This is a genomic window from Diaphorobacter sp., from assembly GCF_050251835.1.
Classification (GTDB): domain Bacteria; phylum Pseudomonadota; class Gammaproteobacteria; order Burkholderiales; family Burkholderiaceae_C; genus JBFXIE01.
Genome location: NZ_JBFWLZ010000041.1, coordinates 18,150 through 29,552, shown reverse-complemented (window position 1 = coordinate 29,552; position 11,403 = coordinate 18,150). Strand labels below are relative to the sequence as shown.

Genomic DNA, 11,403 nt, shown 5'->3' with positions numbered 1-11,403 from the left:
CCGCCGCCGAGGCGCAGGCGCAGGTTGTGCTCGTCGTCCTGGTTGCGCACCAGCGCCTCGTCGAACAGACCGAAGCGTGCGAAGGTATCGCGCCGCCAGCAGCCCAGGTACACGGTATCGACCGCGCCCTCGTAGCCCTGGTCGCGCGAGCGCGCGCCGCCCACCACCCAGCGGCACTGGAACGCCGCTGCGATGGCTTGCCCCATCGGCCCCGCGCCCTGCGCGACCCAGGGGCCACCCACGTTGTCGGCGCCGCTGCGCTCCAGCGTTTCAATGCAGCGCGCCAGGTAGTCGGGGGCGAACTGGGTGTGGATGTCGAGCCGGGCAATTACCTCGCCCCGGGCGCGGGCGATGCAGGCGTTGAGCCCGGTCGAGACGATGCGGCCGGGGTTGGCCACCAGCGCCAGCCGCTCGTCGCGCGCGCAGCGCTCTTGCAGGCGCTCGCGCGTGCCGTCGTCGCTCTCGCCGTCAGCGATCAGCACTTCCATGCGCCAGCCTGCGGGCAGCTGCTGGCGTAGCACCGCGTCGCAGAAGGCGTCGATGAAGGCGGCTTCGTTGCGACAGGGAGCGATGACGCTGAGCAGGTGGTGTGAAGTGGCGGTCATGGCAGAAGCTTTCGGTACAGCCGGTCCATGCGGTCCATCTGCGCCTTGCGGTCGCCGTCCAGCGCGATGCGCTCGGCATTGCGTTCGCCTGTTTGGCGTGCTTGAGCATCGTCGCTGGCCAGCCGCAGCAGCACGCGTGCCAATGTTTGCGCGTCGCCCGCGGGCACCAAGAGGTCGGGATCGATCCATTGCCGGTTGGCGGGCAGGTCGCTGGCCACCACGGCCAGGCCGCAGGCCATGCTCTCCAGCATGGCGACGGAAGTGGCATCGCTTGCAGGCACGCTGACCGAAATTTTGCAGCGCGCCAGCACGGCGGCCATGCCTGCGTCGTCCAGACGACCGTGGAACGCAACGCTGGCGCCCAGGCCCAGCGCCTGCACCTGGGCGCGTAGCACGGGCTCGAGCGAGCCGCCACCCAGCAGGTGCAGCTGCATCGGCAGGCCGGGCAGCTGCTGACGTGCCAGCGCGAAGGCTTCGATCAGCGTGCCGATGTGGTAGTTGGGCTCCCAGGCGCGCAGGCTCACCATCTGCACGCCATCCTTGTGCTCCCAGGGCACGGGTGCGAAGCGCGTGCGGTCCACGCCCCAGTGGATTTCATGCACTGGCGCGCGCGGCTTGTACTGGCGCGCGGCTTCGACCAAGCTTGCCGAATCGCCCGTGATCAAGTCCGCGCGGCGCAGGATCCAGCCGGTGAGCCAGCGCATCCAGGGGCGGGTGTGCGGCGTCACCAGCAAGTCGCTGCCCCAGGCCGTCATCACCAGCGGGTGGTGGTCGCAGCGCGCTGCCAGGTAGCCGTAGGAGGTGAGGTAGTGCGCATGCACGACGTCCGGCGCCAGTTCGCGCACATGACGGCGCGCCGCGCCTGCGCGCAGCAGCCAGTCGGCCTGGCGCCGCACGGGCGGCAGGATGCGCTGCTCGACGTCGTCGAGCGGCTCGGGCCGCGCCGTGACGAGGGAGACGCGCCAGCCGCGCGCGCGCATCTCCAGCGCCCAGCGCCGGGTGTGTGGGCTGTTGGCGTCGCCCAGCAGGCACAGGTGGGGCGGCGTGTCAGTCATGCCCGGGCTCCGCGCGTGGCAGCTCGCCGGCCCAGGCGGCGTAGTGGGGCGCAAGTTCGGGGTGCTGCGCCAGCAGGCGGAAGTCGCCCGTGCGCACGTCACCGATGACGGCGGCGGGCGAGCCGGCGACGATGGCAAAGTCCGGCACTTTGCCGCGTACCCGCGAATGGGCGCACACCACCACGCCCTTGCCGATGCGGCTGCCGGCCTCGATCACGCTGTGCGGGCCGATGAAGCTGTAAGCGCCAATCTCGATGGGCGCGCGCACGTAGCCGGGTAGGTCGCCCGCGTGGCTGGCGTAGGCCCGGCCGAGCAGCCGGATGCTGCGGTGCGAGCTGTGCGTGACGATGCTCACGAAGTTGGTCACCTGCACACCTTCGCCAATGCGCAGCCCGGCCGTGGCGTCGAGGAAGTTGAACTGGCCGATGAACACATGGTCCGCCAGTTCCAGTCCGGCCTCGCCCTCGATGCAGGTGCTGGGTGCGATGCGCGTGTGGGGCAACGCCTGGCCTGCACGGCCTTGCTCGCCGAACACCATGCGGTAGAAAAGCTGCCGCCAGAGCCAGCGGCGCCAGTGGTTAAGCAAGGCTCTCATGGGGAATGTCCCTCCAGAACGCGAGGGCCTGGAAATAGTAGAGGAAGTACGCTGCCATGGCGGCCGAAACGCCCCAGGCCGCGCCTGCGATCCCGCCCCAGTGGAGCCCGGCAGCCAGCCCGATGAAGAACACCACCTGCCCGACGAGCGCCAGGCGCAGCGCCCAGGGCTGGGCGCGCCAGGCCAGCGTGACCACCGAGAGCGGCGAGGCGATGAAGTGCAGGCCGATGTACAGGCCCAGGCCGCGCGCCAGCGTTCCAGCGTCGCTCCATTGCGCGCCAAAAATCCAGGTGAACAGGTCAGGGCCCCACAAAAGCAGCACGGCGGCCAGCGGCGCGGCGAGCAGTGCCAGCGCCAGCATGGTGCGGCGCACCAGGGTGCGTGCCTCGGCCCCGCTGTGCGCCCGCAGCAGCTGGGGGTAGAGGGCCTGCGCCAGCGCACCGCCCAGCAAGGTGGCCGGCGCCTTGAGGTAGCGCAGCGCCAGTGCCCAGAAGCCAGCGGCCGCGTTGCCCGCCCAGGCAGCGATGAGCAGCAGGGCCAGCGTGTCCTGCAGCGCGCCGATGAAGGCGTGAGGCGTGTTGTAGAGCGGAAAGTCGCGGTGGCGCGCGGCCATGGCTTTGAGGCGCCGAAGCGGCTGACGCAGCATGCGCCGCCAGCCGCCCTGCGGGGCCGGCCGGGCCAGCAGCCAGGCGGCGCCCAGGCCGGCCACGATGGGACCAACCAGCAGGCCCATGGGGCCCATCTTGAGCAGGCCCAGCAGTGCCTGCAGCACGGCGCCGCCGCCCTGCTGGACCAGGCGTGCCGCCGACAGCAGGGCAAAGCGCTGCGATCGCGTGGCCCATAGGGTCAGCCACTGGGTGGCGCCGATGGCCAGCACGCCCGCGGGCAACCACCATGCCAGGGCCGTGCCGTGCCAGAGGTGGAGCACCAGAGCCAGGAGGGCGCAGGCGGCCGTGACGGCCAGCAGCAGCCGTGCGCACAGGGCCATGAGCAGCGCTGCACCGCGCGCGGATTTTTCGAGTGGCAGGGCGAACTCATAGCGCGCGCAGGCCACCACGGCCAGGTTGGTGGCTACCGCCCACAGCAGGGCGTACTGCCCGAAATCCCCGGGCGTGTATAGCCGCGACAGCAATGGCCCCAGCAGCAGGGGAAGGGCGTGGGCCAGCACGCTGCCGGTCAGCAGCGTGAGGGTGGCACGCATCAGCCTGGACGTCATGAGCTGGCGCATTCGGCAGGCCGGTAGCCCGGCACCAGTCGGGCCAGCCAATGCCGGATGGCCGCTTCATCGCCCTGGCGCGCCGCGGCCTGCAGCGATTGCAGCAAAGCGTGCAGTTCTGGCCAGGGCAAATACTCCTCCCGCGCCCGCAGGATGCGCGGGTGCGCCGTAGGCAGCGGGTTGTCGCCGATCAGCAGTTCTTCGTACAGCTTCTCGCCGGGGCGCAGGCCGGTAAAGCGGATCTCGATGTCGCCCGCCGGGTGTGCCGGGTCGCGCACCGTCAGGCCCGACAGCGCCACCATGCGCCGCGCCAGATCCACGATGCGGATGGGCTCGCCCATGTCCAGCAAAAACACGTCGCCGCCCTCGGCCATGGCGCCGGCCTGCAGCACCAGCTGCGCCGCCTCGGGGATGGTCATGAAATAGCGCGTCACTTCAGGGTGCGTGACGGTGATGGGGCCGCCCGCCGCAATCTGGCGCCTAAACAGCGGGATCACGCTGCCGCTGGACCCCAGCACGTTGCCGAACCGCACCATCGAAAAGCGTGTGGGGCAGCGCCAGGTGGCCGTGGCCTGCAGTGTGTCGAAAGGTGGCTGGCTGCTTGCCGCCATGGCCTGCAAAACCAGCTCGGCCACGCGCTTGCTGGCGCCCATGACGTTGGTGGGCCGCACGGCCTTGTCGGTGGACACCAGCACGAAATGCTGCGCGCCGTGTTCCAGGGCCATGCGCACCATGTTGAGCGTGCCGAACACGTTGTTGAATACGCCTTCACCCGCGTTGGCCTCGACCATGGGCACATGCTTGTAGGCCGCGGCGTGGTAAATGGAGCCGGGGCGGTGCGTGCGGCAGATGCGGCCCATGCGGCGCGGGTCGGCCACATCGGCCAGCAGCGGCACCAGCTCGCAGCGGTGCGCGCCCTGGTCGTGCAGCGCCTGCAGCTCGTGGTGGATGGCGTAGAGCGCGTATTCGCTGTGATCGACCAGCAGCAGCCGGGCGGGGTGCGCGCTCAGGATTTGCCGGCACAGCTCGCTGCCAATGCTGCCGCCCGCGCCCGTCACCAGCACCACGGCGCCGCGCAGGTTGCGCTCCAGCAGGCTCTGGTCGGGCGCCACGGGTGGGCGGCCCAGCAGGTCGATGATGTCCAGATCCTGAAAGTCGGTCAGCCCGACGCGGCCGCTGGCTAGGTCGGTCAGGCTGGGCAGCGTGCGGATGCGCACAGGTAGCTCGCTCAGTTGTCTGATGATGTCGCGCCGCCGCTCGTGCGACACACTGGGCAGCGCCAGCAGCACGTCGGTGATGCGCTCGCGCTGCACCAGTGCGGGCAGGTCGCCGGGTGCGTGGACGCGCGCGCCGTTGATGCTGCTGCCGGTCTTGCGCGGGTCGTCGTCCACAAAGCCGCGCAGGGCGTACTGGCGGGCGCCGGCCAGCCCGGCGGCAGTTTGCGCGCCCGCCACGCCGGCGCCATAGATCAGCAGGCGGTGGCGCGCATTGCTGGTGCGCCCGGTCAGCCACAGCCAACCCAGCGCCCGGCTGGCGCCGACCAGCAGCAGCAAGATGAGCGGCTGCAAAATGCCGACGCTGCGGGGTACGCCCTCCCAGTGCGTTAGCACCAGCAGCGCCAGCAGCAGTGCGCCGTAGGTGGCAACCGCGCGGCCGGTGGTCAACAGCGCGGCGATGCCGTTGTAGCGAAAAACCGCCCGGTAAAGGCCCATGTGCACGAAGATGGGCAGGGCCAGCACCGGCGCCAGCAAATACACCCGCCATTGCAGCCCCTCGGGCCAGTGCAGGGTGTCCAGGCGCAGCGAAAAGGCCAGCCACATGGCCAGCAGGTTCAGGCCCGCGTCCAGCGTCACCACGACCAGTCGCTTGACGGAGCGCGGCCAGCTCAGTGCTTGCGTCAGCATTGGCGCGGTGTCTTCCCGGTTGGCGGCTGCATCACAGTGCGATTCCCGTGCGCTCCAGCACATCACCCACCAGTTCCAGCCGCACCAGCGGGTTGTCCAGCATCATCAGGCGTTGCTTGAGGGCCAGGGGCACGGGCAGCAGCTCGCACCAGCGGTTGGCGACCCAGCCGCAGTCTTGCAGCTGCTGCGCCGCGGGCTGCGCTTGCGGCGCCGCGTCCGGGTGGCGCTGCGACAGGTTGCCGAGCACCTGCGCCAGCATGTCCGCCAGGCGCTGCAGGTCTGCGGGGATTGGCACCAGAGGGTCGCCGGGCAACTGCTCCACGTCCGCCACCCACAGTCCGTGCTTCAGGTGACTTTTGCGCGTGATTCGAAAGCGCTCTGCGCCGCGGCAAACCAGAGTGATCAGGCCTGGCTGCGGCGTGTGCATCTGCTCGATGGTGGCCAGGGTGCCTGCGTCGTGGAACTGCTCCTCGGGGGCTGCGGGGCGGCGAACTTCATGGCCCGCAGTCAGTCCCACCACGCCAAACGGCGCACCCGCCTGCCGGCATTTGCGCACCATGTCCAGGTAGCGCACCTCAAACACGCGCAGCGTCAGCGTGCCACCCGGAAACAGCAGGGTGCCAAGCGGGAACAGCGGTAGCGATGTCAGTGTCAACAGTTGGGGCATGGTCGCGTGCTGGGTTGCACCGCTATCATCCCACGCCAAGCCATTGCCAGCCGCGTGCCACCTGTGTGGCGCTCGCATATTTGCCGCACTCCATGCTGTTCCAGATCACATCGTTTCTCCTCGACATCGTCAGCGGCCTGCTGACCGGCGCCTGCCTGCTGCGCCTGTACATGCAGTGGCAGCGCGTGTCGTTTGCCAACCCCGTGGGGCGACTGGTGTTTGCGCTGACCGACTGGCTGGTGCTGCCGCTGCGCAAGTTGATGCCGTCTGCGAGGCGGCTGGACTTGTCGTGCCTGGTGGCAGCGCTGCTGCTGCAACTGGTGCAGTACCTGCTGCTGTGGCTGTTGCTGGGTGCCCCCACAGGCCTGGCGTGGCTGCCGTGGATGGCCGTTTTTGGCATGGCGCGGGTTGCGGTGTCGGGTCTGATGGGGCTGCTGATCGTCTATGCCGTGCTGTCGTGGGTGCAGACGCGCTCACCGCTGGGCGACGTGATTGGCCGCCTGTGCGAGCCCATCTTGCGCCCCGTGCGCCGCGTGCTGCCGCTGGTGGGCGGCATCGACCTGTCGCCGCTGGTGGCGCTGGTGGCGCTGCAGGTGGTGATGATCGTGCTGGGGCACCTGCAGGCCGGTGCAATGCGCTGATCTGGTAAATATTGGTCAAATTGGCTGCTAGAGCTTGCGGCGTAAGCGCGAGCAGCTATTGATTTGGTAGTGGACGAGAGTAGTTAAGACACCGCATCCACCGGCAGGCGCTGCAGCATCGAGAGGCATTGCGCCACGGTTTGGCGCAGCTCGCGGCGGTCGCAGATGAAGTCCACGGCGCCCTTGGTCTGCAGGAATTCGGCGCGCTGGAAGCCCTCGGGCAATTTGACGCGCACGGTCGATTCGATGACCCTGGGGCCGGCAAAGCCAATGAGGGCCTTGGGCTCAGCGATGACGATGTCGCCCACGAAGGCAAAGCCCGCCGATACGCCGCCCATGGTGGGGTCGGTCAGCACGCTGATGTAGGGCAGGCCCTTTTTGGCCAGGCGCGTCAGGGCGGCGTTGGTCTTGGCCATCTGCATCAGGCTCAGCAGGCCCTCTTGCATGCGCGCGCCGCCGGTAGCGGTGAAGCAGACGAAGGGTACTTTTTGCTCGATGGCGGTTTCCACGCCGCGCACGAAGCGCTCGCCCACCACGCTGCCCATGCTGCCGCCCATGAAGTCGAACTCGAAGCAGGCCGCCACCAGGTTGATGCTCTTGACGGCGCCGCCCATGACGATGAGGGCGTCGGTCTCGCCGGTGTTTTCCAGCGCTTCTTTCAGGCGCTCGGGGTACTTGCGGCTGTCCTTGAACTTCAGGGCATCGACGGGCAGCACTTCCTGACCGATCTCGTAGCGGCCTTCGCCGTCCAGAAAAGCGTTGAGTCGTGCGCGAGCGCCTATGCGGTGGTGATGGCCGCACTTCGGACAGACGTTCTGGTTGTGTTCCAGGTCGGTTTTGTAGAGCACGTTCTCGCAGCTTGGGCATTTGATCCATAGACCTTCGGGCATCTGGCGACGCTCGGTGGGATCGGTCTGCTGGATTTTGGCGGGCAGGAGTTTTTCGAGCCAGGACATAGGGTTTCCTCTGTTCAGATCGCAGACTGCGCGCCGCATGGCGTGCGCGCAGGCACGAGATTATGCGTCCAGCGCCTTGCGCACCGCGCGCAGGAAGTCCATCGTGATGCCGACCACTTTCTCATGCGGCTGACCATCGATGAGCTGGATGATGCGGCTGCCGATGACCACCGCGTCGGCCACGCGGCCGATAGCCTGGGCAGTGGCGGCATCGCGGATGCCAAAGCCCACGCCGACGGGAACCGTCACATGCTCGCGGATGCGTGGCAGCATGGCTTCGACGGCCGATGTGTCCAGCGCAGCCGATCCCGTCACGCCCTTGAGCGACACGTAGTACACATAGCCGCTGGCCACGCGCGCCACCTGCTGCATGCGCTCGGGCGTGGAGGTGGGGGCCAGCAGGAAGATCAAGTCCATGCCGTGGCTGCGCAGGGTGGCGGCAAACTGCTCGCACTCCTCGGGCGGGTAGTCCACGATCAGCACGCCATCCACGCCGGCGGCCGCAGCATCGCGCACAAAGGCATCGGTGCCATGTTTTTGGTCGTAACGCTCCACGGGGTTGGCATAGCCCATCAGCACCACGGGCGTGGTGCTGTTGCGCTTGCGAAATTCGCGCACGTAGCCCAGCACCTGCACCAGGCCAATGCCCAGGCTGAGGGCCTTTTCGCCGGCCTTCTGGATGACCGGGCCGTCGGCCATGGGGTCGGAAAAGGGCACGCCCAGCTCGATCACGTCGGCGCCGGCCTCCACCATCCCGTGCATGAGCGCGGGGGTGATGTCGGCAAACGGAAAGCCTGCGGTCACATAAGGGATGAGCGCCTTGCGGCCCTGGGCCTGCAGGGCGGAGAACGTGGCTTCGATGCGGCTCATTTGACCACCTTGACGGTTTGCTCGCCGCCCTTGACGGACTGCCCCTGGCAGCTGGGGCGGCAGTAAAAGTCGGCGCCGCTCAGGTCGGCCACGGTGCCGATGTCCTTGTCGCCGCGGCCTGACAGGTTGACCAGGATGGACTGGTCGGCACGCATGGCCTTGGCCAGCTTCAGGGCATAGGCCACGGCGTGGCTGGATTCGAGCGCGGGGATGATGCCCTCGGTGCGGCACAGGTAGTGGAACGCGTCCAGCGCCTCCTGGTCGGTGATGCCCACGTATTCGGCGCGGCCGATTTCCTGCAGCCAGGCGTGTTCGGGGCCCACGCCGGGGTAGTCCAGGCCCGCGCTGATGCTGTGGGTTTCGGTGATCTGGCCGTTGTCGTCTTGCAGGATGAAGGTGCGGTTGCCGTGCAGCACGCCGGCACTGCCTTTTTGCAGCGATGCCGAATGCCTGCCGCTGTCGAGCCCTTCGCCCGCGGCCTCCACGCCGATCAGGCGGGTCTTTTCAAATGGAATGTAGGGGTGGAAGATGCCCATGGCATTGCTGCCGCCGCCCACGCAGGCCAACACCACATCGGGCTGCTGCGCGTTGATTTTCTGCTCGGCCAGCATCTCGGGCATCTGCTCGATGCATTCCTTGCCGATCACGCTCTGGAAGTCGCGCACCATCATCGGATAGGGGTGGGGGCCGGCCACGGTGCCGATGATGTAGAAGGTGCTGTCCACATTGGCCACCCAGTCGCGCATGGCTTCGTTGAGCGCGTCCTTCAGCGTCTTGCTGCCCGATTCAACCGGCACCACGGTGGCGCCCAGCAGCTTCATGCGATAGACGTTGGGGCTTTGGCGCTTGACGTCTTCGGCGCCCATATAGACCACGCATTCCAGGCCATAGCGCGCGCAGATGGTGGCCGTGGCCACGCCGTGCTGGCCGGCGCCGGTCTCGGCAATGATGCGGGGCTTGCCCATGCGCTTGGCCAGCATGGCCTGGCCGATCACGTTGTTGATCTTGTGCGCGCCGGTGTGATTGAGGTCTTCGCGCTTCAGATAAATCTGCGCGCCGCCCATCTCGCGGCTGGTGCGCGCTGCGTGATAGATCGGCGACGGGCGGCCGACGAAGTGCTTGAGCTCGTAGTGGAACTCGGCCAGAAACGCAGGGTCGCGCTGGTAGCGAGCGTAGGCTTCGCGCAGTTCCTGGATGGCGTGGGTCAGCGTCTCGCTGACGAAGCTGCCGCCATAGGGGCCAAAGTGGCCCGAAGCATCGGGTTGGGTGTATTCAGACATCTACAAACAAAAAGTGGATGCCGCATCGGCCGCGCGCACGGCGGCGATGAAGCTTTGGATCTTGCCGGCGTCCTTGATGCCCTTCAGGGGCAACCCATCGGGGCCTGTGGCCTCTACGCCGGAGCTGACATCAACGGCCAGCGTCTTGCAACGCGGGCGTACCTGAACGATGCCATCGGTCACGTTTGCAGGCGTGAGCCCACCACTTAAAACGAGGTGAGAGGCGACGCTTGTTGGCAGGAGTGACCAATTGAATGACTTGCCGCCACCGCCATAACCCTCGACGTGGGCGTCGAGCAGGATGGCGCGGGCGCGGGAGTGAAGGGATGCGTATTTTACGAGGTCGAACTGCGCCGCACCTTCGCCCAGTGGAATGCGAGCCGCCCGCAGGTAGGGCAGGCGCCCTTTGTCGCTGGCAGCCCAGCACTCTTCGGGCGACTCATCGCCATGAAATTGCACTGTAGCCCCTGTAACAAAAGCGCTGGCAGCTATCACTTCAGTAGCGCTGGCATTGACAAACAGCAGCACGGGCGTGACGAAGGGCGGCAGGCGCCGGGCCAGTTGTGCGGCGCGCTGCGGCGTGACTGCGCGCGGACTTTGGGGGTAGAGCACGAAGCCGATGGCGTCCGCGCCGGCATCGACGGCGGCATCCACATCCTGCTCGCGCGTCAGGCCGCAGATCTTGACGCGGGTGCGTTGGGGGGGCGTGGCAGAGCTGTTCATGGCAACCAATCATACGCAGCCGTGCGCGTGGGCAGACCCCATTCGGCGCCGTACACCGGGCCCTGGAAATACAGGCCGTCGGGCGAGAAGGTGGGCGCAGCCGCATCGCGCGAGCGTGCCTGCAGCACGTCGCGCATCCAGTCCGGCGGGTACAGGCCCTGGCCTATGGCGACGATGCAGCCCATGATGTTGCGGATCATGTGGTGCAAAAAGGCATTGCCCTCGAATTCGAAGCGCCAGTAGCAGGGCCTGCAGCCGTGCGTGCCGGTGGATTCGCCCTCGGGCGGGGCACGGCGCGTGATGTCGATGCGGTGCAGCGTCTTGACCGGCGACTTGGCCTGGCAGGCCGACGCGCGAAACGAGGTGAAATCGTGCTCGCCCAGCAGGTGCTGTACGGCTGCGTGCATGGCCTGCTCGTCCAGCGCATGGAATACCCAGCCCACGCGACCCGCATCCACGCTGGGGCGCACGGGAGACTGCAGCAGCACGTAGGCATAGCGCCGCGCCAGCGCACAGGCGCGCGAATGGAAGGCATCCGGCACAGGCTGCGCCCACTGCACGGCGATGTCCGGCGGCAAGAAGGTGTTGGTGCCGCGCACCCAGGAAAAGGGCGCGCGCTGCAAATCGGTGTCGAAGTGCACCACCTGCATCAGGCCGTGCACGCCCGCATCGGTACGCCCTGCGCAAATGGTGTGCACCGCATGCGTGGCAAAGCGGCCCAGGGCCGCTTCGAGGTGGTCTTGCACGGTGTTGCCAGAGGGCTGGCTCTGCCAGCCGTTGTAGGCCTGGCCGTTGTAGCTGACGCCCAGCGCCACTCTCATTGCACGATCCTCATTGCAGGCAGCTGGCGCACTGCAAAAAAAAGCCTGCGCAGCGCGGGCTGCGCAGGCG

At 67.8% G+C, this 11,403-nt stretch carries 12 protein-coding genes; 1 reads left to right on the top strand and 11 read right to left on the bottom strand.

What is annotated here, in order from left to right; genetic code table 11:
* From AB7E35_RS12700 to AB7E35_RS12675, 6 genes are all read right to left on the bottom strand, one after another.
* On the bottom strand, positions 1–605 hold a 605-nt coding region (locus AB7E35_RS12700; protein WP_428167668.1), incomplete at its 3' end, for a glycosyltransferase.
* Positions 602–1,660 (bottom strand): glycosyltransferase, encoded by a 1,059-nt coding sequence (locus AB7E35_RS12695; protein WP_428162416.1) that lies wholly within the window; start codon positions 1,658–1,660, stop codon positions 602–604. The genes AB7E35_RS12695 and AB7E35_RS12700, both read right to left, overlap by 4 nt.
* Complete coding sequence (locus AB7E35_RS12690) at positions 1,653–2,255, bottom strand: acyltransferase (protein WP_428162417.1); 603 nt, start codon at positions 2,253–2,255, stop codon at positions 1,653–1,655. The genes AB7E35_RS12695 and AB7E35_RS12690 overlap by 8 nt, the downstream gene beginning before the upstream one ends.
* The gene (locus tag AB7E35_RS12685) at positions 2,239–3,471 is read right to left on the bottom strand and encodes a lipopolysaccharide biosynthesis protein (RefSeq protein ID WP_428162418.1); all 1,233 of its coding nucleotides are present in this window, start codon (positions 3,469–3,471) and stop codon (positions 2,239–2,241) included. The genes AB7E35_RS12690 and AB7E35_RS12685 overlap by 17 nt, the downstream gene beginning before the upstream one ends.
* A complete protein-coding gene (locus tag AB7E35_RS12680; RefSeq protein ID WP_428162419.1) occupies positions 3,468–5,375 on the bottom strand; it encodes a polysaccharide biosynthesis protein in 1,908 nt (635 codons plus the stop codon). The genes AB7E35_RS12685 and AB7E35_RS12680 overlap by 4 nt, the downstream gene beginning before the upstream one ends.
* Before the next feature lie 31 nt (positions 5,376–5,406).
* Complete coding sequence (locus AB7E35_RS12675; protein WP_428162420.1) at positions 5,407–6,042, bottom strand: LON peptidase substrate-binding domain-containing protein; 636 nt, start codon at positions 6,040–6,042, stop codon at positions 5,407–5,409.
* Between the two features lie 92 nt (positions 6,043–6,134).
* Here AB7E35_RS12675 and AB7E35_RS12670 point away from each other — a divergent pair, with 92 nt between their 5' ends.
* Positions 6,135–6,683: a YggT family protein gene (locus tag AB7E35_RS12670; RefSeq protein ID WP_428162421.1), complete on the top strand. Its 549-nt coding sequence runs from the start codon at positions 6,135–6,137 to the stop codon at positions 6,681–6,683.
* An 83-nt stretch (positions 6,684–6,766) separates the two neighbouring features.
* Here AB7E35_RS12670 and accD read toward each other — a convergent pair whose 3' ends face one another.
* The 5 genes from accD to truA are packed head-to-tail and all read right to left on the bottom strand — an operon-like array spanning position 6,767 to position 11,333.
* A complete protein-coding gene (gene accD, locus AB7E35_RS12665; protein WP_428167667.1) occupies positions 6,767–7,639 on the bottom strand; it encodes an acetyl-CoA carboxylase, carboxyltransferase subunit beta in 873 nt (290 codons plus the stop codon).
* Positions 7,640–7,699: 60 nt separating this feature from the next.
* Positions 7,700–8,509 (bottom strand): tryptophan synthase subunit alpha, encoded by an 810-nt coding sequence (gene trpA, locus AB7E35_RS12660; RefSeq protein ID WP_428162423.1) that lies wholly within the window; start codon positions 8,507–8,509, stop codon positions 7,700–7,702.
* Positions 8,506–9,789, bottom strand: coding sequence for a tryptophan synthase subunit beta (trpB, locus tag AB7E35_RS12655; RefSeq protein WP_428167666.1), 1,284 nt, complete (start codon positions 9,787–9,789; stop codon positions 8,506–8,508). The genes trpA and trpB overlap by 4 nt, the downstream gene beginning before the upstream one ends.
* Positions 9,790–10,512 (bottom strand): phosphoribosylanthranilate isomerase, encoded by a 723-nt coding sequence (locus tag AB7E35_RS12650; protein ID WP_428162425.1) that lies wholly within the window; start codon positions 10,510–10,512, stop codon positions 9,790–9,792. It lies immediately after the preceding gene.
* Entirely contained in the window at positions 10,509–11,333 is an 825-nt protein-coding gene (truA, locus tag AB7E35_RS12645; protein ID WP_428162426.1) for a tRNA pseudouridine(38-40) synthase TruA, read from the bottom strand. The genes AB7E35_RS12650 and truA overlap by 4 nt, the downstream gene beginning before the upstream one ends.
* Positions 11,334–11,403: the final 70 nt, after the last annotated feature.